The sequence below is a fragment of the Variovorax sp. WS11 genome, from assembly GCF_010499245.1.
Taxonomy (GTDB): Bacteria; Pseudomonadota; Gammaproteobacteria; order Burkholderiales; family Burkholderiaceae_C; genus Variovorax.
Genome location: NZ_JAAGOW010000003.1, coordinates 672,971 through 698,154, shown reverse-complemented (window position 1 = coordinate 698,154; position 25,184 = coordinate 672,971). Strand labels below are relative to the sequence as shown.

The following is a 25,184-nucleotide window of genomic DNA, read 5'->3' as shown; positions in this document are numbered from 1 at the left end:
CATGGCATTGGTGAGTGTTTCGTGACGGCCGGCGAGCAGGGCCGGGGCTTGGGCTTCTTTGCCTTCATGGCCGGCTCGGTGCTGGGCGCGGCCTTGCAACTGCAGCAGGCCGCGTTGTGGGGCGCCGCCGTCTACGTCGCCATGCTGGCGGCCGCGGTGGCATGCCTGCCGTTGCTGCGTGGGCGGCGGCCATCCTCGCGCGTCCTGCTGCCCGCCCTGCTGATCGCCGGGGCGATGGCCGGCGCCGGCCTGGCGGGCTGGCGTGCCTGCGCCTATGCGGCCGAAGCGTTGGACCCGTCCCTCGAAGGCCGCGACCTGCAGGTGGAGGGCGTGGTCTCGCAGATGCCGCAACACGGCGATGGGGCCGTGCGCTTTCTCTTCGATGTCGAGAGCGCGCGCTGGGCCGGCGATGTCGACAGCAGCCTGCCGCGCACACCCTCGCGCATCGCGCTGGGCTGGTACGCGGACAACACCGGCCTCTGGGGGCGCGCGCCCGAGCAGGCCTCGCGCGCCGAGCCCGCCGCCGCGCCGGGCGCTGTGCACGCGGGCGAGCGCTGGCGCATGACGGTGCGCCTGAAGGCGCCGCACGGCAATCTCAACCCGCATGGCTTCGACCAGGAGCTGCGGTTGTGGGAGCAGGGCGTGCAGGCCAGCGGCTACGTGCGCACGGGCGCACGGGATGCGCGGCCGCAGCCGCTTGGGCAGACCTGGCGCCACCCCGTCGAGCGGGCGCGCGAAGCGGTGCGCGACGCCGTCTTCGAGCGCGTGCCCGAGCGCCGGCCGGCCGGCGTGATCGCGGCCCTGGTCACCGGCGATCAGAACGCGATCGAGCGCGCCGACTGGGACGTGTTCCGCGCCACCGGCGTTGCGCACCTGATGTCGATCTCGGGCCTGCACATCACGATGTTCGCCTGGCTGGCCGCGTGGGGGGTGGGCGCGGCCTGGCGGCGCAGCAGCCGCCTCATGCTGTGGCTGCCCGCGCCGCATGCGGCCCTGGTGGGCGGCGTGCTGCTGGCGGCGCTGTATGCGCTCTTCAGCGGCTGGGGACTGCCCTCGCAGCGCACGGTCTGGATGCTGGCCACGGTCGCGCTGCTGCGCCTTGCGGGGCGGCAGTGGCCCTGGCCCTTCGTCTGGCTGTGCGCCTGCGCGGTGGTCGTGGCCGTCGATCCCTGGGCGCTGATGCAGGCGGGCTTCTGGCTCAGCTTCGTCGCCGTCGGCGTGCTGTTCGCCAGCGGGTCCGCAGATGCCGGCGGCGCAGGCGCCGCGGCGCGCCTGGCGCGCATGGCGCGCGAGCAATGGGCGGTGACGCTGGCGCTGACGCCGCTGAGCCTGCTGCTCTTCCAGCAGGTCTCCAGCGTCGGGCTGCTGGCCAATGCCATCGCCATTCCCTGGGTCACGCTGGTTCTGACGCCGCTCGCCATGCTCGGCGTGCTGCTGCCGCCGCTGTGGGACCTGGCCGCCCGGGCGGTGCAGCTGTTGGCCCTGGTGCTCCAGTGGCTCGCCGAGCTGCCGCTGGCCACGCTCTCGGCACCGGCGCCCGCGCTCTGGGCGAGCGTCGCCGGCGTGGCCGGCGGGGTGCTGCTGGCCATGCGCCTGCCCTGGGCGCTGCGCCTGCAGGGGCTGCCGCTGCTGCTGCCGGCCCTGCTCTGGCAGGCGCCGCGGCCGCCGGCGGGCGAGTTCGAGCTGCTGGCGGCCGACATCGCGGCCAGGGCAATGCGGTGCTCGTGCGCACCGCGACCCACAGCCTGCTGTATGACGCCGGCCCGCGCTACAGCCTGGAAAGCGACGCCGGCCATCGCGTCCTGGTGCCGCTGCTGCGCGCGCTGGGCGAGCGGCTGGACACCGTCGTCCTGAGCCACCGCGACAGCGACCACACCGGCGGCGCGCCCGCGGTGCTGGCGATGCAGGCCGAGGCCGAGCTGCGCAGCTCGGTCGAGGCCGGGCACCCGCTGCAGCAGCTGCGGCCGGTCCAGCGCTGCCTGACCGGCCAGCAGTGGACCTGGGACGGCGTGCGCTTCGAGATCCTCCACCCCCAGGAGGCCGACTATGCCGGCTTCACCAAGCCGAATGCGGTCTCCTGCGTGCTGCGCGTCGGCAACGGGCGTGCCACCGTGCTGCTGGCCGGCGACATCGAGCGGGTACAAGAAGCCGCGCTGGCAGCGCGCACGCCGGCGCTGCAGGCCGACCTGCTGCTGGTCCCGCACCACGGCAGCAAGACCTCCTCGACCCCCGCGCTGCTCGACGCCGTGCAGCCGCGCATCGCGCTGGTCCAGGCCGGCTACCGCAACCGCTTCGGCCACCCGGCCGGGGAGGTGGTGGCGCGCTATGCGGAGCGACGCATCGAAGTGGTCGATTCGGCGCATTGCGGCGCCGCCCGGTGGTCCAGCGCCCATCCCGGGAGCGTTCGCTGCGAACGGCAGGAAGGCCGGCGCTACTGGCATCATCAGCCGCCGTGAATGTCGCGTTGGGGTTAGCGTGAGCACGGCGTCTGGCCTTGAACTTGCTAAGCTACGGCCAAGGAGATTGGTCGTCCCATGCACAAATTCGACGAGATGTACGAGCAGCTGCCCTACCAGGGCGCAGCGATCCGGAACCACTACAAGCGCTACGACCAGTGGCTCGCGAAGCAACCCGGCGAGGTGATGCGTTCGCGGCGCGAGGAGGCGGAGATGATCTTCCGCCGGGTCGGTATCACCTTCGCCGTCTATGGCGCGAAGGACGAGGACGGTTCGGGCACCGAGCGCCTGATCCCCTTCGACCTGCTGCCGCGCATCATCCCCGCCCATGAATGGGAGAGCATGGAAAAAGGCCTGGTGCAGCGCGTGACGGCGCTCAACCGCTTCATCCACGACGTCTACCACGGGCAGGAGATCATCAAGGCCGGCGTGGTGCCCTCCGAGCAGATCTTCAACAACGCGCAGTACCGGCCCGAGATGGTGGGCGTGAAGGTGCCCAACGACGTCTACTCGCATATCGCCGGCATCGACATCGTGCGCGCGCCCGACGCCAGCGGCAACGGCGAGTACTACGTGCTCGAAGACAACCTGCGCGTGCCCAGCGGCGTGAGCTACATGCTGGAGAACCGCAAGATGATGATGCGGCTCTTCCCCGAGCTCTTCAGCCAGAACCGCGTCGCCCCGGTGGCGCACTATCCCGACCTGCTGCTCGAGACCTTGCGCGCTTCCGCCCCGCCGGCCACCGCCGAGCCCACGGTGGTGGTGCTCACGCCCGGCATGTACAACAGCGCCTACTTCGAGCACGCCTTCCTCGCCCAGCAGATGGGCGTGGAGCTCGTCGAGGGGCAGGACCTCTTCGTCAAGGACGACTTCGTCTACATGCGCACCACCCGCGGACCGCGGCGCGTGGACGTGATCTACCGCCGCGTGGACGACGACTTCCTCGACCCCGAGGTGTTCCGCCCGACGTCCACACTGGGCTGCGCCGGCCTGATGCGCGCCTACCGCGAGGGCAATGTCGTGATCTGCAATGCCGTGGGCACCGGCGTGGCCGACGACAAGTCGATCTACCCCTACGTGCCGAAGATGATCGAGTTCTACCTGGGCGAGCAGCCGATCCTCAAGAACGTGCCGACCTGGATGTGCCGCAACAAGGAAGACCTGGACTACACCCTGGCCCACATGAAGGACCTGGTGGTCAAGGAGGTGCACGGCGCCGGCGGCTACGGCATGCTGATAGGCCCGGCCGCGACGCAGGCCGAGATCGAGGACTTCAAGAAGGCCGTGCTGGCCAAGCCCGACGGCTACATCGCGCAGCCGACGCTGAGCCTGTCGACCTCGCCCACCTTCGTCGAGTCGGGCATCGCGCCGCGCCACATCGACCTGCGGCCCTTCGTGCTCTCGGGCAAGGAAGTGCAGATGGTGCCGGGCGGGCTCACGCGCGTCGCGCTCAAGGAGGGCTCGCTGGTGGTCAACTCCTCGCAGGGCGGGGGCACCAAGGACACCTGGATCCTCGAGGGCGACCGTCGGACCAAACCGCGCAACGGCGCGCCGGAGCAGACGCAGAGCCAGACCCAGACGCAGTCGAGCTGATCCGAGGAGAAGAACACATGCTCTCACGCACCGCCGATCACCTTTACTGGATGTCGCGCTACACCGAACGGGCCGAAAACACCGCCCGCATGCTCGACGTCAACTACCAGACCTCGCTCTTGCCGCAGTCGGCCGAGGTCGCCAAGTACGGCTGGCAGGGCCTGCTGTCGATCAGCGAACTGCTGCCGGCCTTCAACGACAAGTACGACCAGATCACCCCCGACCGTGTGATGGAGTTCATGGTCAAGGACGAGGACAATCCCTCGTCCATCCTGTCCTGCCTGCGTGCGGCGCGCGAGAACGCCCGGGCCGTGCGGGGCGCGCTCACCACCGAATCGTGGGAGACGCAGAACACCACCTGGCTCGAGGTCAACCGCATGCTGCGCGCCGGCGACTTCGAGCGCGACCCGGGGCAGTTCTTCGAGTGGGTCAAGTTCCGCTCGCACCTGTCGCGCGGCGTGACGGTGGGCACCATGCTGCAGGACGAGGCCTTCCACTTCTCGCGCCTGGGCACCTTCATCGAGCGCGCCGACAACACGGCGCGTCTGGTCGACGTGAAGTTCCACGCGCTCAACAGCGAGTTCTTCGGCACCGCCACCGAGGAGGACCAGGAGTACGACTTCTATCACTGGAGCGCCATCTTGCGCAGCGTCTCGGCCTTCGAGGTCTACCGCAAGGTGTACCGCGACGTGATCAAGCCCGAGCGCGTGGCCGAGCTGCTGATCCTGCGCGCGGACATGCCGCGCTCGCTGCACGCCAGCCTGGTCGAGGTGGTGAACGACCTCGAGAAGGTGCAGAACGACCAGAGCGCCGAGACCCAGCGGCGCGCCGGCAAGCTGCTGGCGGACCTGCAGTACGCGCGCGTCGACGAGATCCTCGCGACCGGGCTGCACGCGTACCTCACGCAGTTCCTCGACCGGGTGAACGAGCTCGGGTGGCGGATCAGCCAGGACTTCCTGGTGCCGGGACACTGAAAGGATTAATCCCAAGTCCGCGGAAGGTCCGCGTGCGGTAAGACGCAAGTCTTATCGATTTCAAGTGTCGACTTTTGGAGGGGTGCGGCCCCTCCGGGCTTCGGCTATCTTCCCTCGCCACACACCAAAGGCTCAGGGGGTAGGCGATGCAGGGAGTACAGGGGGCCGCGATAGCGGCGGGTTCGCGCGCAGGCTTGGAAGAGGGCGCGCGAACCGCAGACCCCGCGCTGCATGCCTTGTGTGTTCTGGCGCGCACGCACCGCATCGCAGCCGATCCGGCCACGCTGGCACATCAGCTCGGCTGCAGCCCGGGTAAGGGCGCCGACATCGATCTGCTCCTGCGTGCGGCCCGGCATCTGGCCGTGCGGCAGCGGGCCGAGATCAAGCTGAGAACCTTTCCGTTCACGCGCTACGGCACCGTGGGCGCCGCCGCCGTGCGCACCGTCACGGCCGATGCGGTGAACGACGAGAGGCGCGGGGCGAACGGCACCCCCGGCAACGACACATTGGAGGGCCTTGCCGGCAACGACACGCTCAACGCAGGCGCCGCAGAGGACGTGATGAGCGGCGGCGCCGGCAACGACATGTATGTCGTCGACACCGCGGGCGACGTCGTGATCGAGTCGGCCAACGAAGGCATCGACACGGTGGCGTCCTCCGTCTCCTGGGCACTGGGCGCGAACATCGAGCACCTGTGGCTGACAGGCCAGGACAACATCAATGCCACGGGCAATGAACTCGCGAACGTGCTGACCGCCAACGCCGGCGACAACATCCTCGACGGCGCCGGCGGTATCGACACCGCCTCCTACCACTACAGCGCTGCGGCCGTGACCGTCAGCCTGACCGCCACCGGTGCCCAGGTCACGGGCGGCTCCGGCACCGACACGCTGCTTAACATCGAGCGCCTCCTCGGCAGCAGCCACAACGACACCCTGACCGGCAACGCCGGCGCCAACATACTCACCGGCGGCGCGGGCAACGACACGCTCGACGGTGGCGCGGGCAACGACACCCTGATCGGCGGAGCCGGCAACGACACCTACCGCATGGCGCGTGGCCATGGCCGTGACACGATCATCGAAGACGACGCCACCGCAGGGAACAAGGACGTGGTGCAGTTCGCCAGCGGGATCACGGCAGACCAGCTGTGGTTCAGGCAAGTGGGCAACAACCTCGAGGTGAGCATCATCGGCACCGAGGACAAGCTCACCCTCAACAGCTGGTATGCGGGCAGTGGCTACCACGTCGAGGAGTTCAGGACCAGCGACGGCCATGTGCTGATCGACACCCAGGTGCAAAACCTGGTGCAGGCGATGGCCAGCTTCTCGCCCCAGGCTGCGGGCTCGGTGACCGCGACGCCATTGGATGATCAGGCCAGGCTGGTGCCGACGCTTGCTCCTCCGCTCTGGGGGTAAAGAAGCAGGTGCAGACGCAGGCGCTGGTCGCATCCGCGGGGTCGTTCAAACCAGCGTCGCCCTCCGCACCGCCAGCTCCCACCGTGCCATCTTCTCCTCGGCCTTCTCCCGGCTCAGCGTCGGCAGGAAGCGCCGCTCCACCCGCCACTGCTTCGACAGCTCCCCCGTATCGCGGTACACGCCCGTCGACAGCCCAGCAAGGTACGCAGCGCCGAGCGCGGTGGTCTCGATGACCTCCGGCCGCACCACCGGAATGCCCAGCAGGTCCGCCTGGAACTGCATCAGCAGGTCGTTCACCGCCGCACCGCCATCCACCCGCAGCTCCGCCACCGGCGTCCCACCCGCAGCCACCGCGTCGCGGCTCATGGCCTGCAGCAACGCAGCGCTCTGGTAGGCGATGCTCTCCAGCGCCGCGCGCGCAATGTGTGCGACGGTGGTCCCGCGCGTCAGCCCCGTGATCGTGCCGCGCGCATCCGCATTCCAGTAGGGCGCGCCGAGCCCGGTGAACGCCGGCACCATCATCACCCCGCCCGCATCGGGCACGCTCTCGGCCAGCGCCTGCACCTGCGCGCTGCCCTGGATGGCCTTCAGCCCATCCCGCAGCCACTGCACCACAGCACCGCCGACGAACACGCTGCCCTCCATCGCGTACTGCGGCGGCATGCCGGGCGCCTGTGCGGCGCTGGTCACGAGCAGGCCGTTGTGCGAAGGCTGGAAGTCGCCGCCCGTGTGCATCAGCAGGAAGCAGCCGGTGCCATAGGTGTTCTTGGCCATCCCGGCGTCGAAGCAGGCCTGCCCGAAGAGGGCGCTTTGCTGGTCGCCGGCCACGCCGCCGATGGGCAGCGGCCGGTCGAACAGGCCCGCGTCGGTGTCGGCGAAATGCGCGCTCGAAGGCTTGACCTGCGGCATCAGCGAGGCGGGGATGTCCAGCGCCTCGAGCAGGTCGGCATCCCACTGATGGGTGTGCACGTTGAAGAGCATGGTGCGCGAGGCGTTGCTCACGTCGCTCACATGCTGCTTGCCGCCGGTCAGTTGCCAGATCAGCCAGCTGTCCACCGTGCCGAAGGCCAGCTCGCCGCGCTCGGCCGCGGCGCGCGCGCCGGGCACGTTGTCGAGCAGCCAGCGCAGCTTGGTGCCGGAGAAGTAGGCGTCGATCACCAGGCCGGTCTTCTCCTGGATCGTGCCGGTCATGCCGTCCTCGCGCAGCTTCGCGCACAACGGCTCGGCGCGGCGGTCTTGCCAGACGATGGCGTGATGCACGGGCTGGCCCGTCTTGCGGTTCCACAGCACGGTGGTCTCGCGCTGGTTGGTGATGCCCACCGCGTGGATGTCGCTCGCCTTCAGCTTGGCCTTGGCCAGCACCTCGTGCGCGGTGGCGAGCTGGCTGCTCCAGATTTCCATCGGGTCGTGCTCGACCCAGCCGGGCTGCGGATAGATCTGCGTGAGCTCCCGCTGGGCGATGGCGACGATGCGGCCTTCGCGGTCGAAGACGATGCTGCGGGAGCTGGAGGTGCCCTGGTCGAGGGCGAGCAGGTAGGTCATGAGGAAAGGTCCTTGATCAATGTTCGCGTGCGATCTCGCAGCGGACCTGCGCTTGCGCCAGCAGCTCGGGGAAGGGCGGCGGCGGCTCCGCGTCGGTGAACAGGCAGTCGATCTGCGATAGCTTGGCCAGCTCGATCATCGCCGGCCGGTTGAACTTGCTCGCGTCCGCCGCCAGCCAGACCTCGCGCGCCTGGGCAATGATGGTCTGCGCCACCTTCACCTCGCGCAGGTCGAAGTCGCGCAGCGTGCCATCGGACTCGATGCTGGAGACGCCGATCAGCGCGATGTCGACCTTGAACTGGCGAATGAAATCGACCGTGGCCTCGCCCACGATCGCGCGGTCGCGCAGGCGCACCGAGCCGCCCGCCACGATCACCTCGCAGTTCGGGTTGTCGCTCAGGATGGTCGCGACATTGAGGTTGTTGGTGATCACGCGCAACCCGCTGTGCTGCAGCAGCGCCTTGGCGATGGCCTCGGTGGTGGTGCCGATGTTCAGGATCAGTGAGCAGTCGTTCGGCACGCGCGCGGCAACGGCGTGCGCGATGCGCGCCTTGCCCTCGGCATGCAGGGTCTCGCGCTGCTGGTAGCCGATGTTCTCGGTGGTCGAGCTCGGCACCCGAACGCCGCCGTGGAAGCGCGTCAGCAAGCCTTCGTCGGCCAGGCGCTGCACGTCGCGGCGCACCGTCTGCAGGGTCACGTCGAGCATGTCGGCCAGCTGTTCGACCGTGACCGAGCCGCGCGTGCGCACGGTGTTGAGGAGCTTGAGCTGGCGGGGATTCGAATTCACGCGAATGGAAGAGAGCGCAGGGCGGGCTACTTTAGAACGAAAGAAAACGAAGAGCGTTAAGGGTTAACGACTAGGAAAATCGCGCCTTAAGGAACCAAAATGAAAAAAAGCGAAGATTCATCGAGCAAAATTCGAGAGACCCAAGAGACCCCGAGAGAACTATTCCAAGACCGTGAGCGCAACCCCTCCATCCTCCTCGGCCGCCGCCCTGGCTGCCTGCGACGTGCTGATCGTCGGCGGCGGCATCAACGGCTGCGGCATCGCGCGCGATCTGGCGGGCCGCGGCTGGCGCGTGCTGCTGTGCGAGAAGGACGACCTCGCGGCGCACACCTCTTCTTCTTCCACCAAGCTGATCCACGGCGGGCTGCGCTACCTCGAGTACTACGAGTTCTCGCTGGTGCGCAAGGCACTGCAGGAGCGCGAGGTGCTGTTGCGCAGTGCGCCGCACATCATGTGGCCACTGCGCTTCGTGATGCCGCACGACCCGTCCATGCGGCCGGCGTGGATGGTGCGCATGGGCCTCTTTCTCTACGACCACCTGGCCCGGCGCGAGGTGCTGCCGGGTTCGCGCTCGATCGACCTGCGCGCGCATGCGGCCGGCGCGCCGCTCAAACCGCAGTTCAAGCGCGGCTTCGTGTATTCGGATGGCTGGGTCGATGATGCGCGGCTGGTGGTGCTCAATGCGCTGGATGCGCGAGCCAAGGGCGCCGAGGTGCTGACCCGCACGCGCTGCGTGAGCGCGCAGCGCGATGCCGACGGATGGACCGCCGTGCTCGAAGGCCCGGCCGGCCGGCGCACGGTGCGCGCCCGCGCGGTGGTGAACGCCGCGGGGCCCTGGGCCGAGTCCTTCCTGCGCGGCGTGGCGCAGCCCGCCAAGGGCGAAGCCCTGGCGACCCGGCATCTGCGCCTGGTCAAGGGCAGCCACATCGTGGTGCCGCGCCTCTTCGCGCACGACCATGCCTACATCTTCCAGAACCCCGACAAGCGGATCATCTTCGCGATCCCCTACCAGGACGCCTTCACGCTGATCGGCACCACCGACATCGAGCTGAGCGGCGACGACCCCGGCGCGGCGCGCATCGGCGCCGACGAGATCGACTACCTCTGCACCCAGGCCAGCCGCTATTTCGAGAAGCCGATCGTGCCGGCCGACGTGGTCTGGACCTACTCGGGCGTACGCCCGCTGCTCGACGATGCCTCGGGCGATCCGTCGGCGGTCACGCGCGACTACATGCTCGAATCGAACACCACCGCGGCGCCGCTGCTGTCGGTGTGGGGCGGCAAGATCACCACCTTCCGCAAGCTCTCGGAGGACGCGGCCGACGAGGTGGGCCGCATGCTCGGCGAAGCGCGCCCGGCCTGGACCGAGGGCGCCTTCCTGGCGGGCGGCGACCTCTCGGGCTGGATCGGCGCCGCCGCGCGCCCGGACGAAGACTTCGGCCGCTTCGTGGCCGCCGTCCGTTCGAGGCATCCGTGGCTCGATGCCGCGCTGGCACGCCGGCTGGCGCGCGCCTACGGCGCCCGCGTCTCTGCCGTGATCGGCGGGGCGCAATCGATGAACGACATGGGCCTTGCCGTGGCCCCCGGCCTGCACGAGCGCGAGCTGCGCTACCTGCGGGACGAGGAGTGGGCCTGCAGCGGCGAGGACGTGCTGTGGCGCAGGTCCAAGCTGGGCCTGCATTTCACGGCGGAAGAACGCGAACGGGTCGGTGCCTGGATGCAGCAGCAGGCCCGGACTCAAGAGCAGCAAGAAGGAGTTGCATGCAGCTGACACTCGAGCGCATCACCAAGAAGGTGGGCGCGCAAACCTGGCTCTACGAGCAGAGCATCGCGCCGAGGCACGGCGCGGTGACGGTGCTGCTCGGCGCCACGCAAGCCGGCAAGACCAGCCTGATGCGGCTGATGGCCGGGCTGGACACGCCCACTTCGGGCCTGGTCCTGGTCGACGGCAAGAACGTGACCGGCGTGCCGGTGCGCGAGCGCAACGTGGCGATGGTCTACCAGCAGTTCATCAACTACCCTTCGCTGAAGGTGGCCGAGAACATCGGCTCGCCGCTCAAGCTGCGCGGCGAGAAGAACGTCGAGGCGCGCGTGCGCGAGCTGGCCGAGAAGCTGAGCATCGGCATGTTCCTCGACCGCTATCCCGCCGAGCTCTCCGGCGGCCAGCAGCAGCGCGTGGCGCTGGCGCGCGCGCTGGCCAAGAACGCGCCGCTGGTGCTGCTCGACGAGCCGCTGGTCAACCTCGACTACAAGCTGCGCGAAGGCCTGCGCGAGGAGCTCACGCAGCTCTTCGCCACCGGCGACTCGACCGTGATCTACGCCACCACCGAGCCGGGCGAGGCCCTGCTGCTGGGCGGCTACACGGCGGTGATGGATGCCGGCGAGCTGCTGCAGTACGGCCCCACGGCCGAGGTCTTCCATGCGCCGCAGTCGCTGCGCGTGGCGCGCGCCTTCAGCGATCCGCCGATGAACCTGCTGGCCGGGCGCGTGGCGGCCGGTGGCGTGCAGCTGGCCGGCGGCCCGCTGGTGCCGCTCACGCTCTCGCCGGGCGTCGACGGCGCCGTCACCATCGGCCTGCGCTCCAGCGCATTGGACGTGCGGCCGGGCGAGGGCGACATCGCGATCCCCGGCAGGGTCGAGCTGGCCGAGATCTCGGGCTCCGACACCTTCGTGCACGTCGAGACTTTGGTGGGCGAACTGGTGGCCCAGCTGACCGGCGTGCACCGCTTCGAGCTGGGCGCCGCGATCACGCTCTATTTCCCGGCCTCGCAGGCCTATCTGTTCGACAGCGCCGAACGGCTGGCCGTGGCGCCCGCCTGGCGCAGACAAGGAGGCTGAGGTGGCACGCATCGACCTCGACCTGGCACACGCCTATCGTCCCAACCCCACGCAGGACAGCGACTATGCGCTGCTGCCGCTCACGATGAGCTTCCGCGACGGCGGCGCGTACGCCTTGCTCGGCCCCTCGGGCTGCGGCAAGACGACCATGCTCAACGTCATCTCGGGCCTCTTGGTGCCCTCGCGCGGCACCGTCAGCTTCGACGGGCGCGATGTCACGCACGCGTCGCCGCAGGAGCGCAACATCGCGCAGGTGTTCCAGTTCCCCGTGATCTACGACACCATGACCGTGGCCGAAAACCTGGCTTTCCCCCTGCGCAACCGCAAGCTGCCCGCCGAGCAGATCAGGAAGCGCGTGGGCGAGATCGCCGAGATGCTCGACATGAGCGGCCAGCTCAACCAGCGCGCCGCCGGCCTCGCGGCCGATGCCAAGCAGAAGATCTCGCTGGGGCGCGGGCTGGTGCGCAGCGACGTGTCGGCCGTGCTCTTCGACGAGCCGCTGACGGTGATCGACCCCAACCTCAAATGGCAGCTGAGGCGCAAGCTCAAGCAGATCCACCGCGAGCTCAAGCTCACGCTGATCTACGTCACGCACGACCAGGTCGAGGCGCTGACCTTCGCCGAGGAGGTGGTGGTGATGACGCGCGGCAAGGCGGTGCAGGTAGGCAGTGCCGATGCGCTCTTCGAGCGGCCGGCCCATACCTTCGTCGGGCATTTCATCGGCTCGCCGGGCATGAACTTCCTGCCGGTGCAGAGCAGCGGCTGGTCGCTCGAAGTGGCGGGCATGCGGCTCACGACGCAGCGCACGCTGCCCGAGGGTGCGCTCAAGCTGGGCATTCGTCCCGAGTACGTCACGCTGGCCGAGCCGAGCGCAGCCGGGGCCGTGGCGGCGACCGTCGTGCAGGTGCAGGACGTGGGCACGCACCAGATGCTGACGGCGCGGGCGGGGGAGAGCGTGATCAAGGCGCGGCTCCCTTCCGACGTGGAGGTGCCGGCGGCGGGTTCGCCGGTCTGGCTGAAGGTGGTGGACGCGCATACGTGCTTCTATAGGGATGAGGAGTTGGTGGCATGAACGGGACAACCAAGCCGATCAACCAGAAGGCCTGGTGGCTGGTGCTGCCGGTGCTGCTGTGCGTGGCCTTCTCGGCCATCGTGCCGCTGATGACGGTGGTCAACTACTCGGTGCAGGACATCATCTCGCCCGAGCGCCGCGTCTTCGTCGGCACCGAATGGTTCGCCGCGGTGATGCGCGACGACGAACTGCACGGGGCGCTGTGGCGCCAGCTCGGCTTCTCGCTGGCGGTGCTGCTGGTCGAGATCCCGCTGGGCATCTGCCTGGCCTTGTCGATGCCTTCGACGGGTTGGAAGTCTTCCGCCGTGCTGGTGATCATTGCGCTGTCGCTGCTGATCCCCTGGAACGTGGTGGGCACCATCTGGCAGATCTACGGCCGCGCCGACATCGGCCTGCTCGGCTGGGCCCTGCAGAAGCTGGGCATCGACTACAACTACACGGGCAGCGCGACCGATGCCTGGCTCACGGTGCTGGTGATGGACGTCTGGCACTGGACGCCGCTGGTGGCGCTGCTGTGCTATGCCGGCCTGCGCTCCATCCCCGACGCCTACTACCAGGCCGCGCGCATCGACGGTGCCAGCCGCTTCGCCGTGTTCCGCTACATCCAGCTGCCCAAGATGCGCGGCGTGCTGATGATCGCGGTGCTGCTGCGCTTCATGGACAGCTTCATGATCTACACCGAGCCCTTCGTGCTGACGGGCGGCGGGCCGGGCAACGCCACCACCTTCCTGAGTCAGTACCTCACGCAGAAGGCCGTGGGCCAGTTCGACCTGGGTCCGGCGGCGGCTTTCTCGCTGATCTACTTCCTGATCATCCTGCTGTTCTGCTTCGTCCTCTACAACTGGATGCAGCGGGTGGGCACGCAAGCGGTGGAGGAACCCCAATGAGCGCCGCGCCGGGCCGCCCCAAGCAAGCTCGCGCCCCCTCGGGGGGCAGCGATGACACGAAGTGCAGAGTGTGGGGGTCGATATGAACGAGAAGAGATTCCGCAAGCGCAGCATCTTCCTGCTGCTCTACATCCTGTTCGCGCTGTTGCCCATCTACTGGATGGTCAACATGAGCTTCAAGACCAACGAGGAGATCCTTTCGAGCTTCTCCTTCTTCCCGCAGCACTTCACCTGGGCCAACTACGCGCGCATCTTCACCGATGAGTCTTGGTACTCGGGCTACATCAACAGCCTGATCTACGTGGGCATCAACACCGTGGTCTCGCTCACGGTGGCGCTGCCGGCGGCCTATGCCTTCTCGCGCTACTCCTTCCTCGGCGACAAGCATGTCTTCTTCTGGCTGCTGACCAACCGCATGACGCCGCCGGCGGTGTTCCTGCTGCCTTTCTTCCAGCTCTACACCACGGTGGGGCTGATGGACACGCACCTGGGCGTGGCGCTGGCGCACCTGCTCTTCAACGTGCCGCTGGCGGTGTGGATCCTGGAGGGCTTCATGAGCGGCATCCCGCGCGAGATCGACGAGACGGCCTACATCGACGGCTACTCCTTCCCACGCTTCTTCCTCACCATCTTCCTGCCGCTGATCAAGGCGGGCGTCGGCGTCGCGGCCTTCTTCTGCTTCATGTTCAGCTGGGTCGAGCTGCTGCTGGCGCGCACGCTGACCAGCGTGAATGCGAAGCCCATCGTGGCCACGATGACGCGCACCGTGAGCGCCTCGGGCATGGACTGGGCGACGCTGGCGGCGGCGGGCGTGCTGACGATCGTGCCCGGCGCGATCGTGATCTGGTTCGTGCGGCATTACATCGCGAAGGGCTTCGCGATGGGACGGGTTTGACAAAAGAAGAAAGGAGCTCGAGATGTTCGAATGGATGGTCTGGACCACCCCCGTGGCGGTCTTCTTCAGCTGCATCGCGCTGATGCTGGTCGGCATGACCGTATGGGAATTCAAGTCGCCGACGACCCTGCGCCGCGGCTGGCTACCGATGGAGACCACGCGCGGCGACCGCCTCTTCATCGGCCTCTTGATCGCGGCCTACGTCAACCTGATCTTCATCGGCCTGGCCGGCAAGTTCCAGGAATGGCTTGAACTGGAAGCCGAGCCCTCGATCTGGATCAGCTTCGTGCTGTCGATGCTCGTGCTCGCCCTGGTCATGCGCAAGGGCTGAATCTTTTCACGCTGTCCGGCTCTTCGCTTTCCCGGGGCCGGGATCTGCACAACACCGGGAAGCACCTAGAGGAGACATCCATGAAGATTCGCTACACAGCGCTGGCACTGGCAGCGGCGGCGCTCGCCATGCAGAGCGCCTCGGCGGGTGAAGCCGAGGCCAAGAAATGGATCGACAGCGAATTCCAGCCGTCGACCCTGAACAAGGACCAGCAGACCGCGGAGATGAAATGGTTCATCGACGCCGCGAAGAAGTTGCAGGCCAAGGGCGTGCGCGAGATCTCGGTGGTGTCCGAAACCATCACCACGCACGAGTACGAGTCGAAGACATTGGCCAAGGCCTTCGAGGAGATCACCGGCATCAAGGTCAAGCACGACCTGATCCAGGAAGGCGACGTGGTCGAGAAGCTGCAGACCTCGATGCAGTCGGGCAAGTCGATCTACGACGGCTGGATCTCCGACTCCGACCTGATCGGCACGCACTACCGCTACGGCAAGGTCATGAACCTGACCGACTACATGGCCGGCAAGGGCAAGGAGTACACCAACCCCGGGCTGGACCTGAAGGACTTCATCGGCACCAAGTTCACCACCGCACCCGACGGCAAGCTCTACCAGCTGCCTGACCAGCAGTTCGCCAACCTCTACTGGTTCCGCGCCGACCTGTTCGCGCGCCCGGACCTGAAGGAGAAGTTCAAGGCCAAGTACGGCTACGACCTGGGCGTGCCGCTCAACTGGAGCGCCTACGAGGACATCGCCGAGTTCTTCAGCGTGGACGTGAAGACCATCGACGGCAAGCCCATCTACGGTCACATGGACTACGGCAAGAAGGATCCGTCGCTCGGCTGGCGCTTCACCGACGCATGGCTCTCGATGGCCGGCACCGCCGACATCGGCACGCCCAACGGCCTGCCGATCGACGAGTGGGGCATCCGCGTGGGCGACGACAAGTGCACGCCGGTGGGCGCCAGCGTGTCGCGCGGCGGCGCGACCAACTCGCCTGCAGCCGTCTACGCGCTCACCAAGTACGTCGACTGGATGAAGAAGTACGCGCCGCGCGAAGCCACCGGCATGACTTTCGGCGAAGCCGGCCCGGTGCCCGCGCAGGGCCAGATCGCGCAGCAGATCTTCTGGTACACCGCCTTCACCGCCGACATGACCAAGCCGGGCCTGCCGGTGGTCAATGCCGACGGCACGCCCAAGTGGCGCATGGCGCCCGGCCCGAACGGCCCGTACTGGAAGCAGGGCATGCAGAACGGCTACCAGGACGTGGGCTCGTGGACCTTCTTCGCTGCCCACGACGAGAACCGCACCGCGGCCGCCTGGCTCTATGCGCAGTTCATCACCGCCAAGACCACTTCGCTGAAGAAGACCATCGTCGGCCTGACGCCGATCCGCGAGTCCGACATCCAGTCGAAGGCGATGACCGACATGGCGCCCAAGCTGGGCGGCCTGGTCGAGTTCTACCGCAGCCCGGCGCGCGTCGCCTGGTCGCCCACCGGCACCAACGTGCCCGACTACCCCAAGCTGGCGCAGCTGTGGTGGAAGAACGTGGCCGAGGCGGTGACGGGCGAGAAGACCCCGCAGAAGGCGATGGACAACCTGGCCGACGAGATGGACAACGTGATGGGCCGCCTGCAGCGCGCCGGCATGGCCAAGTGCGCGCCCAAGCTCAACGCCAAGGGCGACCCGGGCAAGTGGCTGAGCGACCAGCATGCGCCGTGGAAGAAGCTGGCCAACGAGAAGCCGAAGGGCGAGACCATCGACTACGACAAGCTGCTGACGGCCTGGAAGGAAGGCAAGGCGCGCTGAGCATTCGAGCGTCCTGCAAGGGCTGCTGTGCGACGGGCACAGCAGCCCTTTTTGCTTTGGGGTCGGCGGCTTTGCTAGCCTCGCGCGATGCTCGGGCGACGCGAATTCATCCTCCTGGCCGCGGCCCTGGCCGGTCGGGCCCATGCGCAGCAGGGCGACGACGCCATGGCCGAACGCCTGCGCGCCGGTCGTTGCGCGGTGTTGTGGCGCCATGCGCAGACCACTTCGGGCGTGGGCGATCCGCCCGGGTTCAGGCTGGACCAGTGCGACACCCAGCGCAACTTGAGCGAGGCGGGTCGGGCCCAGGCCCGCGCGGCCGGCGAATGGTTTCGCAGCCGCGGCCTGCGGCCGCGCGCCGTGCGCTCCAGTGCGTGGTGCCGCTGCAAGGACACGGCGGAGCTGGCTTTCGGTGCGCACGAGCTGTGGACGCCGCTCAACTCCAGCTTCGGCAATGCGCAAGTCGCGCCCGAGAACCGAAAGTTGCTGTTGGAAGGCCTGGCGCGCATTCCGGGCGGCGCTTTCGAGGTCTGGGTCACGCACCAGGTCAACATCACGGCGTTCACCGGCGAGTCCGTGGCAATGGGAGCGGCCGTGGTGGTGGACCGCGCCGGCCAGGTCATGGCGCGTGGGCAGTTCGGCGCCTGATCAGCCGATCGCGCGCTGCAGGTTGAGGCGGGCCTGGGCCTCCAGGCGCCCACGGATCGACGGCGTGAGGTAGAGCGGATCGCGCGCCAGGAAGCCGCCGAGGATTTGGCGCCGCCGCGGCTCGAAGACCTCCGGCGGCGCATGCGCGTATTCAATGCGGATCTGCTGCTCGTACTCGGCGAAGCGCGGCGCCGGCGCGCCCAGAATCGAGAGGTCGATGTCGACCAGCAGTTGCGCATCCGCCTCCTCGGGCTGCGCCTGGTGGCGCGTGGCCATCACCAGCGCGTGCACGCGCTGCGCCACATCGTCATCCGAGCCCGCATCGCGCAAGGCCTGCCGCGCCCAGTCGGCACTGCGTTCCTCGTTGTCGTGGCGGTGCACGTCGTAGATCGCGTCGTGGAACCAGAGGGCCAGCGCGATCTCGGCAGGGCGCTTGGCATGGCGGCGCTCGAGGGCCAGGCCCTCGAGGCATTCGTCCAGATGCTGCAGCGTGTGGTAGGCGCGATGCGCCTCGCCGTAGCGCGCGAGCAGCGCGTCGAAGAGTGCATCGTCAGGCGCCTGCACGCCCAGGGCGCGCCAGGCCTCGGCCCATGCGGCATGGCGCGCATCGGCCTGCATCAGTTCTCCATCGCGGCGCGCACCTCGCGCCCCAGCTCGATCACCGACATCGCGTAGTAGCTGCTCCAGTTGTAGCGCGTGATCACGTAGAAGTTCTGCGTGCCCGCCACGTAGCTGGGCGCGTCGGCGCCGTTCTGCAGCTCGACCAGCGCCAGCAGACCCTTGTGCCGCAGCGCCTCGCCCTCCAGCACCGCGCCGCCGGCCACGAAGCTGTCGGCGCTGAAGCTTGGGAGGATGTCGGGCGCCAGCAGCACCTCTTTTTTGAGCCGCGTCTCGTCGAAGCCCACGGAGTAAATGGGCTGCATGCCCGGCTGCCAGCCGAAGGCCTTGAAGTAGCTGGCCACCGAGCCGATCACGTCGGTCGGGTTGTTGACCAGGTCGATGCGGCCGTCGCCGTCGAAGTCGATGGCGTACTTGGCGATGCTGCTGGGCATGAACTGAGGCATGCCCATCGCGCCGGCATAGCTGCCCACCGGGACCATCGGGTTCTCGGCGGTGCGGCTCTCGGTGCTGAGGAAGCTCTCGAGCTCGCCGCGAAAGAAGGCCTGGCGCTCGGCCGCGCGCGGATGGCCCTGCGGGAAGTCGAAGGACAGGGTGGCCAGCGCGTCGATCACGCGGAAGTTGCCCATGTTGCGGCCGTAGATGGTCTCGACCCCGACGATGCCGACGATGATCTCCGCCGGCACGCCGTACTCGGCCTCGGCGCGCGCCAGCGTGGCGGCGTTGGCGCGCCAGAAGCGCACGCCGGCGCCGATGCGCACCGGGTCGATGAAGCGGCTGCGGTAGACGCGCCAGTTCTTTGCCGTGCCGCGCGGCGCCGGCAGCATCAGCCGCGGCACGTTGGGCAGCAGGCGCGCGTTGCCGATGGTGGCGCGCACCCAGGCGCGGTCGAGGTTGCGCCGCGCGGCCACGTCGTCGGCGAACTGCATCGCGTCATCGCGCGTGGCGTGGGGCGTTTCGCCGCGCACCACTTTCTGGGCCGAGGCGGGAAGGGAGGGGAGGGCGGCGCCCAGCAGGACGAGGGCCAGGAGAAGGCGGTCGGGAGGAGGCGTCGCATGGGTGCCGATTGTGCCGTCCGCGTGCAAGTCCCCGGCGCGCGACACAAGTGGTTTCAGCGCGGCCAGGGCAGGTGACGGAACTCGGTGCGCAGGGCCGCCAGCGTCGGGCCGGGCGCGGCGGCATAGCGCTGCGCCTCGAGGCGCAGCAGCCAGTCCTGCGCGGCCTGCGCGCCATTGCCGAAGCGTTCGGCGAGGCGCCCGGCCATCTGGCGCGGCGGCGTGCCCTCGGGCAGCTCGATGCCGGCTTGCCCGAGCCGCGTGCGCGCCTGGCCCAGCAGCCGGAGCCAGGGGTCGTGCCGGCTGCGCTCCCACAGCGTCCAGCCGGCGCCCGCCAGGCTCGCCAGCACCACCAGGGCCAGCAGGACGGTCGCCAGGTCCTGCAGACTGGGCGCCTCGAAGCCGAGGTTCTTCAGCAGGTCGAGCTGGCGGCTCTGGGTGTAGCTGAGCACCCACTGGTTCCAGCCGTTGTTCACCGCCTCCCAGGCGGCGCGCAGGTTCTGCGCCAGCGTGGGGCTCATGGCCACCATCGCGCCGGCGAAGAGGCCGGGCTGCGGCACCAGGCGCTGGAACTGGCCGACGCGGTCGGGCGAGACGGCGCCGGTCGGATCGACGCGCATCCAGCCCACGCCCTCCTGCCACACCTCGGCCCAGGCATGGGCGTCGCTGTGCCGCAGCGTCCAGTAGTTGTCGACGCCGTTGAGCTCGCCGCCCTGGTAGCCGGTCACGATGCGTGCCGGGACGTCGAGCGCGCGCATCAGCACCACGAAGGCCGAGGCGATGTGTTCGCAGAAGCCCGCTTTTTTGTCGAACCAGAACTCGTCGGCGGTCTCCTGGCCGTAGAGGCCGGGCTCCAGCGTGTAGCTGTAGCCGCCGGTGCGCAGGCGCTGCAACGCAGCCTGCACGAAGGCGCGGGTGTCTGCGCCGGCGAGGGCGGGGTCGCGCCTCATCTGCGCGGCCAGTGCTACGGTGCGCGGGTTGGAGCCCGGCGGCAGCGCGACGTAGGGCCGCAGCCCGGCGCTGCGGCGCTGCGGCCCGCTGTCGAACCGCGTGTAGCTTTGGGCGCGGTAGCGCACCAGATCGCTGATCGGCCGGTTCGCCAGCCATTGCAGGTCGGCCGTGCCGAAGAGCTCGTAGCCCGCCAGCTCGGGCTTCTGCGGCGTGGCGTCGAGCGTCAGCAGCCAGGGCCGGTTGCTGGGCTCCAGCGTGACCTGGTAGCCGATGGGCTGGCCCTGCACGCGCAGGTTCTGCGCGGTGCCGCGCGACAGGAGCGGCGAGGCGGTCCACTCGCGGCCGTCGAATTGCGACAGCACCGGGCCGCGGAAATACAGGTCGCGCTGCGCCGGCACGCGGTCGCCGTCGAACTTGATGCGCGCGGCGATGCCGTCGTCGAGCGCGAGCTGCGCGATGCTGCCCACGCGCATCGTGTTCGACAGCCCGCTGCGCCCGGCCATGGCGTCGGTGGGCGTGCCCCACAGCGGCGCCATGCGCGGGAAGAGCAGGAACAGCACCAGCATGATCGGCGCGCCGAGCAGCGCCATCCAGCCGGCAGTGCGCGCCGCAAGCATCAGGGGCGGCCGGCCGACCGGCATGTGGGCATTGACCAGCGCGGTCAGCAGGCCCAGCAGTGCCAGGAGCATGGCGAAGGCCGTCATGAGCGACTGCGAGTAGAAGAAGTTCGTGAGCATCGTGAAGAAGCCCAGGAAGAAGACCACGAAGGCATCGCGGCGCGCGCGCAGCTCCAGCGTCTTGAGGGCCAGCAGGATCACGATCAGCGTCACGCCGGCGTCGCGGCCCAGCAGCGTGCGGTGGGTGGCGTAGGTCACCAGCAGCGTGACCGTGAGCAGCCCGGCCCGCCACCACTTGCTGGGCAGCGGGCGGGCCTGCACCGCGAGGCTGCCGCGCCAGAGCAGGACGACGGCGGCGAGGGTGCTGCACCACCAGGGGATGTTGGGGAGTTGGGGCAGGAGGATGAGGGCGATCACGCCCAGCAGGAAGAGCGTGTCCCGGGCTTCGCGGGGGAGGGCCTGGAGCTTGAGGGCAGGCTTCGCGGGGATCAACATAGCGCCAGCACCTCCAGGCAACGCCGCCTGTGCGCCTCGCCTTGCGACGGCGTCACGGTCCGGCCGGCAACGCGCAACCCGTAGTCCACGCCCAGCCGATCCGCCATCAGCACCCACGCGCAAAGCCGCGACAGGCGCCCCTCCGCATCGGCCAGCCCCGTCGCCTGCGCATCCAGCCACAGCTCCTGCCGCTGCGCCTGCTGCGTGTCGCGGCTCACGAGGTCCTCGGAGCCCACGGCCTGCGCTTGCGCCGCCCGCTTCCAGACCACCAGCTTCAACGGATCGCCGCGCCGGTAGGCACGCACCCCGTCGTACTCGCCGGCCACGCTGGCGCGCAGCGCCGAGGAGGCGGCCTGGCCGGCCCGCGGCTCGCCCGGCGGCAGCGGCGGCGGGTGCGACTCGGGCGCGGGATAGACCAGCACCTGCGAGGCCGGCCGCCACACGGTCCAGACGCGGAAGGTGCCGAGCGGGAAGCGGGTCTCGGCCGTGAGCGTGGGCGCCGGATGCAGCCCGCGACGGTCCGGCCTGAAAGCGACCTCGACCGTGGCGCTGCCCTGCGCCGGCACGTCGCTCCACGACCATTGCCCGCTGTGGCGCACGGCCAGCCCGATGCCGTATCGCGTGCTGCGCCGGGTGTTGTTCAGCACCACGCGCAGCACCGCCGCCGCCCCCGCGTACTGCGGATCGGGCGCCATCAGCCGCAGGCCCAGGCCGCGCAGCGTGCCGTGGCCCACATGCATCCCGACGGCCACGCTGCCGGCCAGCAGGAAGGTCAGCAGGTAGCCCAGGTTGAGCTGGTAGTTGATCGAGCCGATCAGCAGCAGGAGCAGCGTGGCGCCGAGCATCCAGCCCGCCGTCGAGGGCACGATGTAGACGTTGCGCTGGGTGAGCTCCAGCGTGTCGGAGGGCGGCCGGCGCGACAGGAACCAGCCGTCGATGCGCGAACGCAGGGCCGCCGTCATGCTTTACGGGAGCGGGACGGCGGCGACCATGGCACGCACCTGCTCGACCGCGCCCCGCCCGGCATCGCCGACCGGCGTGAGCCGATGCGCGATGGTTTGCGGCAGCACGGCCTGCACGTCGTCGGGCGCCACGTAGTCGCGGTTGGCCAGGAGCGCCTGCGCCTTGGCGGCGCGCAGCACCGCGATGCCCGCGCGCGGCGATAGCCCCTGCAAAAACCAGCGGCCCGAGCGCGTCGCGGCGATCAGGTCCTGCACGTAGTTCAGGAGCGGCTCGGCCGCATGCACCTGCAGGACGCGCTGCTGCAGCGCGGTGAGCTCGCCGGCGGTAAGCAGGGCCGGCAGGCGGGCCAGCATCTCGCGGCGGTCGGCGCCGGCGAGCAGCTCGCGCTCGGCCGCGCGGTCGGGGTAGCCCAGCGAGATGCGCATCAGGAAGCGGTCCAGCTGCGATTCGGGCAGCGCGAAGGTGCCCAGCTGGTCGTGCGGGTTCTGCGTCGCGATCACGAAGAACGGCGAGGGCAGGGGGCGGGTCTCGCCCTCGACCGTGACCTGCTTCTCTTCCATCGCTTCGAGCAGCGCGCTCTGGGTCTTGGGGCTGGCGCGGTTGATCTCGTCGGCCAGCAGCACCTGGGCGAAGATCGGCCCGGGGTGGAAGACGAAGGCCTGCTCGATGCGGTCGTAGATGGCCACCCCCGACAGGTCGCCCGGCATCAGGTCCGCCGTGAACTGCACGCGCGAGAACTGCAGCCCGAAGGTGTGCGACAGGGCATGCGCCAGGGTGGTCTTGCCGACCCCCGGCACGTCCTCGATCAGCAGGTGGCCGCCGGCCAGCAGGCAGGCCACGCAATCGCGCACCTGCGCCTCTTTGCCCACGATCACCGTGTTAAGCTGGCCGAGCAAACTGGCGAGCTTCGCGGCGACGTCCATTTTTGTATCCATATGCAAACAATACCGTAAGCCTTGCGGCCCCATGCCGCGTGAGGCTACGACGCGATTCGATCATGGGCAAAACCGGCTATTTCACACACCGCGACTGCTGGAAGCACGAGATGGGCCCCGGCCATCCCGAATGCCCCCAGCGGCTCGATGCCATCGAAGACAGGCTGCTGCTGACCGGCGTGACCGATGCGCTCCAACGCGGCGAGGTGCCGCTGGCCACGCTGGCCCAGATCACGCGGGCCCACAGCGTCGCACACATGGAGCACCTGGAAGCCCTCAACGATCGCCTGGTTGCCGACGAGCCGTCCGGTGGCCCGTGCTATGCGGCCATCGATCCCGACACCACCCTCTGCCGTTCCACCGTTCTCGCGGCCCGCCGCGCTGCCGGCGCAGCCATCGCCGCGACCGACGCGGTGATCGCGGGCGAGCTCGACAACGCCTTCTGCGCCGTGCGCCCGCCCGGCCACCATGCCTGCCACGACCGGGCCATGGGCTTCTGCTTCATCAACAACGTCGCCGTGGGCGTGCGCCATGCGATCGAGGTGCATGGCCTGGAGCGGGTGGCGATCGTCGACTTCGACGTGCACCACGGCAATGGCACCGAGGACATCTTCAGCAACGACCCGCAGGTGCTGATGGTGAGCTTCTTCCAACACCCTTTCTATCCGTACAGCGGCACGGATCATCCGGCGCCCAACATGCTCAATCTCCCCGTGCCGGCCTACACCAAGGGCATGGACGTGCGCGAGCTGATCGAGGCCTGCTGGATTCCACGGCTCGACGAATTCCAGCCGCAGATGATCTTCGTGAGCGCGGGCTTCGACGCGCATCGCGACGACGACCTGGGCCAGATGCGTCTCAACGAGAACGACTTCGCCTGGATTACCGAGCGCATCCGCGACGTCGCGCGGCGCCACGCCAAGGGCCGCATCGTCTCGATGCTGGAGGGCGGCTACAACCTCGATGCGTTGGCCACGAGCGTCGAGGCGCACGTGCGGGTGCTGGCGGATCTGTAGGCCGATGAACCTGGAAGACTTCCGCCAGCGGCTCAGCCAGATCCACGCCGAAACCCTTTGGGTCGAGATCGCCGCGCTGGTCGCCTGCGTGGCGTTGGCCTGGGGCCTTTGCCGCTGGTTCGGCCGCGATCAGCCCAAGGATTCGATCTGGTTCGGCGAGCGCACCTTCGACGGCCTGCTGTTCCCGGTGCTGGCGCTGCTGCTGACCGACCTGGCGCGCCGCTTCGTGCTGGATTTCCAGCCGGTGCTGGTGCTGCGCATCGCGGTGTCGGTGTTTCTCTCGCTCGCGGCGATCCGCTTCTTCGCGCGCGTGCTGCGCGCCGTGTTTCCGGCCTCCGCGCTGGCACGGCTGGTGGAGCGCACCATCTCGTGGATCGCCTGGGTCGCGGCCGTGCTGTGGATCGTCGGGCTGCTGCCGGCAGTGCTGACCGAGCTCGACAACATCAAGCTCGCCTTCGGCAAGAACCAGGTCAGCCTGCGCACCATGCTGGAGGGCACGCTGTCGGCCGCGCTGGTGCTGATGGTCGCCCTGTGGGTCGCCTCGACGGTGGAGAAGCGCATCCTGCGCACCGCGGTGACCGACCTGTCGATGCGCAAGGTGGCCTCCAACGCGGTCCGCGCCGTCCTGCTGCTGATCGGACTGCTGTTCGCGCTCTCGGCGGTGGGCGTGGACCTGACCGCGCTCTCCGTGCTGGGCGGCGCGCTGGGCGTCGGCCTGGGTTTCGGCCTGCAGAAGCTCGCGGCCAACTACGTGAGCGGCTTCGTGATCCTGCTGGAGCGCTCGATCCGCATTGGCGACAACGTCAAGGTCGACGGCTTCGAGGGCCGCATCACCGACATCAAGACCCGTTACACGCTGGTGCGGCAGGGCAACGGGCGCGAGTCGATCGTGCCCAACGAGTCGCTGATCACGAGCCGGGTGGAAAACCTCTCGGTGTCCGACCTCAAGTTCAACCTCACGACCAGCATCGTCGTCGGCTACGAGAGCGACGTGGCCCAGGTGCAGGCCATCCTGTGCGAGGCCGCCGCCGCGCAGCAGCGCGTGCTCGACGACCCGGCGCCGGTCGCCTTCCTGACGAACTTCGCGCCCGACGGGCTGGAGTTCACGCTCAACTTCTGGATCGCCGATCCGGACAAGGGCAAGGACAACGTGCGCTCGCCCATCAACGTCGCCATCCTCGAAGCGCTGCGCAAGGCGAACATCGACATTCCCTATCCGCAGCGCGTGCTTCGCGTCGAATCGTTACCAACTGGCGCTCCTTCCGTCGGCGAAGCTCGCCTATAA

At 68.8% G+C, this 25,184-nt stretch carries 20 protein-coding genes and 1 pseudogene; 14 read left to right on the top strand and 7 right to left on the bottom strand.

Going from position 1 to position 25,184, the window contains the following annotated elements; genetic code table 11:
• Positions 1 to 66: 66 nt before the first annotated feature.
• The 4 genes and pseudogenes from GXN78_RS28875 (at position 67) to GXN78_RS28860 (ending at position 6,441) form a co-directional block, all read left to right on the top strand.
• Positions 67 to 2,456 (top strand): annotated as a pseudogene (locus tag GXN78_RS28875) (DNA internalization-related competence protein ComEC/Rec2).
• 78 nt (positions 2,457 to 2,534) lie between these two features.
• Entirely contained in the window at positions 2,535 to 4,049 is a 1,515-nt protein-coding gene (locus GXN78_RS28870; RefSeq protein ID WP_106554342.1) for a circularly permuted type 2 ATP-grasp protein, read from the top strand.
• A 17-nt stretch (positions 4,050 to 4,066) separates the two neighbouring features.
• Positions 4,067 to 5,023 (top strand): alpha-E domain-containing protein, encoded by a 957-nt coding sequence (locus GXN78_RS28865; RefSeq protein ID WP_106554343.1) that lies wholly within the window; start codon positions 4,067 to 4,069, stop codon positions 5,021 to 5,023.
• A 194-nt stretch (positions 5,024 to 5,217) separates the two neighbouring features.
• Positions 5,218 to 6,441 carry a calcium-binding protein gene (locus GXN78_RS28860; protein ID WP_239142959.1) on the top strand — a complete coding sequence of 408 codons (1,224 nt, stop codon included), beginning with the start codon at positions 5,218 to 5,220 and terminating at the stop codon, positions 6,439 to 6,441.
• 45 nt (positions 6,442 to 6,486) lie between these two features.
• On the opposite strand, the gene glpK is transcribed toward GXN78_RS28860, so the two are convergent.
• Positions 6,487 to 7,983: a glycerol kinase GlpK gene (gene glpK, locus GXN78_RS28855; RefSeq protein WP_106554345.1), complete on the bottom strand. Its 1,497-nt coding sequence runs from the start codon at positions 7,981 to 7,983 to the stop codon at positions 6,487 to 6,489.
• Positions 7,984 to 7,999: 16 nt separating this feature from the next.
• Positions 8,000 to 8,770 (bottom strand): DeoR/GlpR family DNA-binding transcription regulator, encoded by a 771-nt coding sequence (locus GXN78_RS28850; protein WP_106554346.1) that lies wholly within the window; start codon positions 8,768 to 8,770, stop codon positions 8,000 to 8,002.
• A 172-nt stretch (positions 8,771 to 8,942) separates the two neighbouring features.
• Here GXN78_RS28850 and glpD point away from each other — a divergent pair, with 172 nt between their 5' ends.
• From glpD to GXN78_RS28810, 8 genes are all read left to right on the top strand, one after another.
• Positions 8,943 to 10,541 (top strand): glycerol-3-phosphate dehydrogenase, encoded by a 1,599-nt coding sequence (gene glpD / locus GXN78_RS28845; RefSeq protein ID WP_106554347.1) that lies wholly within the window; start codon positions 8,943 to 8,945, stop codon positions 10,539 to 10,541.
• Positions 10,532 to 11,608: an ABC transporter ATP-binding protein gene (locus tag GXN78_RS28840; protein WP_106554348.1), complete on the top strand. Its 1,077-nt coding sequence runs from the start codon at positions 10,532 to 10,534 to the stop codon at positions 11,606 to 11,608. Before glpD ends, GXN78_RS28840 begins: the two co-directional genes overlap by 10 nt.
• A 1-nt stretch (position 11,609) precedes the next feature.
• A complete protein-coding gene (locus GXN78_RS28835; RefSeq protein WP_106554349.1) occupies positions 11,610 to 12,680 on the top strand; it encodes an ABC transporter ATP-binding protein in 1,071 nt (356 codons plus the stop codon).
• Entirely contained in the window at positions 12,677 to 13,567 is an 891-nt protein-coding gene (locus tag GXN78_RS28830) for a sugar ABC transporter permease (protein ID WP_106554350.1), read from the top strand. Before GXN78_RS28835 ends, GXN78_RS28830 begins: the two co-directional genes overlap by 4 nt.
• Positions 13,568 to 13,649: 82 nt before the next feature.
• Positions 13,650 to 14,462 (top strand): carbohydrate ABC transporter permease, encoded by an 813-nt coding sequence (locus tag GXN78_RS28825; protein WP_106554351.1) that lies wholly within the window; start codon positions 13,650 to 13,652, stop codon positions 14,460 to 14,462.
• A 22-nt stretch (positions 14,463 to 14,484) separates the two neighbouring features.
• Positions 14,485 to 14,793 carry a DUF2160 domain-containing protein gene (locus GXN78_RS28820; RefSeq protein ID WP_106554352.1) on the top strand — a complete coding sequence of 103 codons (309 nt, stop codon included), beginning with the start codon at positions 14,485 to 14,487 and terminating at the stop codon, positions 14,791 to 14,793.
• An 80-nt stretch (positions 14,794 to 14,873) separates the two neighbouring features.
• Positions 14,874 to 16,604 (top strand): ABC transporter substrate-binding protein, encoded by a 1,731-nt coding sequence (locus GXN78_RS28815; RefSeq protein ID WP_106554353.1) that lies wholly within the window; start codon positions 14,874 to 14,876, stop codon positions 16,602 to 16,604.
• An 87-nt stretch (positions 16,605 to 16,691) separates the two neighbouring features.
• Complete coding sequence (locus GXN78_RS28810) at positions 16,692 to 17,249, top strand: histidine phosphatase family protein (protein WP_106554354.1); 558 nt, start codon at positions 16,692 to 16,694, stop codon at positions 17,247 to 17,249.
• Here the strand turns inward: GXN78_RS28810 and GXN78_RS28805 are convergent, their stop codons facing one another.
• The 5 genes from GXN78_RS28805 to GXN78_RS28785 all read right to left on the bottom strand — a co-directional run bounded on the left by GXN78_RS28805 (position 17,250) and on the right by GXN78_RS28785 (position 22,871).
• Positions 17,250 to 17,867 (bottom strand): N-methyl-D-aspartate receptor NMDAR2C subunit, encoded by a 618-nt coding sequence (locus GXN78_RS28805; RefSeq protein WP_106554355.1) that lies wholly within the window; start codon positions 17,865 to 17,867, stop codon positions 17,250 to 17,252.
• The gene (mltB, locus tag GXN78_RS28800) at positions 17,867 to 18,796 is read right to left on the bottom strand and encodes a lytic murein transglycosylase B (RefSeq protein ID WP_164255849.1); all 930 of its coding nucleotides are present in this window, start codon (positions 18,794 to 18,796) and stop codon (positions 17,867 to 17,869) included. Before mltB ends, GXN78_RS28805 begins: the two co-directional genes overlap by 1 nt.
• A 182-nt stretch (positions 18,797 to 18,978) precedes the next feature.
• Positions 18,979 to 20,985 (bottom strand): DUF3488 and transglutaminase-like domain-containing protein, encoded by a 2,007-nt coding sequence (locus GXN78_RS28795; protein ID WP_106554357.1) that lies wholly within the window; start codon positions 20,983 to 20,985, stop codon positions 18,979 to 18,981.
• Positions 20,979 to 21,947, bottom strand: coding sequence for a DUF58 domain-containing protein (locus GXN78_RS28790; protein ID WP_106554358.1), 969 nt, complete (start codon positions 21,945 to 21,947; stop codon positions 20,979 to 20,981). Before GXN78_RS28790 ends, GXN78_RS28795 begins: the two co-directional genes overlap by 7 nt.
• A gap of 3 nt (positions 21,948 to 21,950) precedes the next feature.
• Complete coding sequence (locus tag GXN78_RS28785; RefSeq protein ID WP_106554359.1) at positions 21,951 to 22,871, bottom strand: MoxR family ATPase; 921 nt, start codon at positions 22,869 to 22,871, stop codon at positions 21,951 to 21,953.
• Between the two features lie 74 nt (positions 22,872 to 22,945).
• Here GXN78_RS28785 and GXN78_RS28780 point away from each other — a divergent pair, with 74 nt between their 5' ends.
• Positions 22,946 to 23,899 (top strand): histone deacetylase family protein, encoded by a 954-nt coding sequence (locus GXN78_RS28780; RefSeq protein WP_106554360.1) that lies wholly within the window; start codon positions 22,946 to 22,948, stop codon positions 23,897 to 23,899.
• Positions 23,900 to 23,903: 4 nt separating this feature from the next.
• Positions 23,904 to 25,184, top strand: a complete 1,281-nt coding sequence (locus GXN78_RS28775; protein WP_106554361.1) for a mechanosensitive ion channel domain-containing protein — start codon at positions 23,904 to 23,906, stop codon at positions 25,182 to 25,184.

Bases quoted from the DNA above. Each gene is read 5' to 3' on its own strand.
- GXN78_RS28870 (WP_106554342.1), top strand. From the start codon at position 2,535: ATGCACAAATTCGACGAGATGTACGAGCAGCTGCCCTACCAGGGCGCA.
- GXN78_RS28805 (WP_106554355.1), bottom strand. From the start codon at position 17,867: ATGCAGGCCGATGCGCGCCATGCCGCATGGGCCGAGGCCTGGCGCGCC.
- GXN78_RS28865 (WP_106554343.1), top strand. From the start codon at position 4,067: ATGCTCTCACGCACCGCCGATCACCTTTACTGGATGTCGCGCTACACC.
- GXN78_RS28780 (WP_106554360.1), top strand. From the start codon at position 22,946: ATGGGCAAAACCGGCTATTTCACACACCGCGACTGCTGGAAGCACGAG.
- GXN78_RS28810 (WP_106554354.1), top strand. From the start codon at position 16,692: ATGCTCGGGCGACGCGAATTCATCCTCCTGGCCGCGGCCCTGGCCGGT.
- glpK (WP_106554345.1), bottom strand. From the start codon at position 7,983: ATGACCTACCTGCTCGCCCTCGACCAGGGCACCTCCAGCTCCCGCAGC.
- GXN78_RS28820 (WP_106554352.1), top strand. From the start codon at position 14,485: ATGTTCGAATGGATGGTCTGGACCACCCCCGTGGCGGTCTTCTTCAGC.
- GXN78_RS28825 (WP_106554351.1), top strand. From the start codon at position 13,650: ATGAACGAGAAGAGATTCCGCAAGCGCAGCATCTTCCTGCTGCTCTAC.
- GXN78_RS28775 (WP_106554361.1), top strand. From the start codon at position 23,904: ATGAACCTGGAAGACTTCCGCCAGCGGCTCAGCCAGATCCACGCCGAA.
- GXN78_RS28790 (WP_106554358.1), bottom strand. From the start codon at position 21,947: ATGACGGCGGCCCTGCGTTCGCGCATCGACGGCTGGTTCCTGTCGCGC.
- GXN78_RS28795 (WP_106554357.1), bottom strand. From the start codon at position 20,985: ATGTTGATCCCCGCGAAGCCTGCCCTCAAGCTCCAGGCCCTCCCCCGC.
- GXN78_RS28815 (WP_106554353.1), top strand. From the start codon at position 14,874: ATGAAGATTCGCTACACAGCGCTGGCACTGGCAGCGGCGGCGCTCGCC.
- GXN78_RS28785 (WP_106554359.1), bottom strand. From the start codon at position 22,871: ATGGACGTCGCCGCGAAGCTCGCCAGTTTGCTCGGCCAGCTTAACACG.
- mltB (WP_164255849.1), bottom strand. From the start codon at position 18,796: ATGCAGTTCGCCGACGACGTGGCCGCGCGGCGCAACCTCGACCGCGCC.
- GXN78_RS28840 (WP_106554348.1), top strand. From the start codon at position 10,532: ATGCAGCTGACACTCGAGCGCATCACCAAGAAGGTGGGCGCGCAAACC.
- GXN78_RS28830 (WP_106554350.1), top strand. From the start codon at position 12,677: ATGAACGGGACAACCAAGCCGATCAACCAGAAGGCCTGGTGGCTGGTG.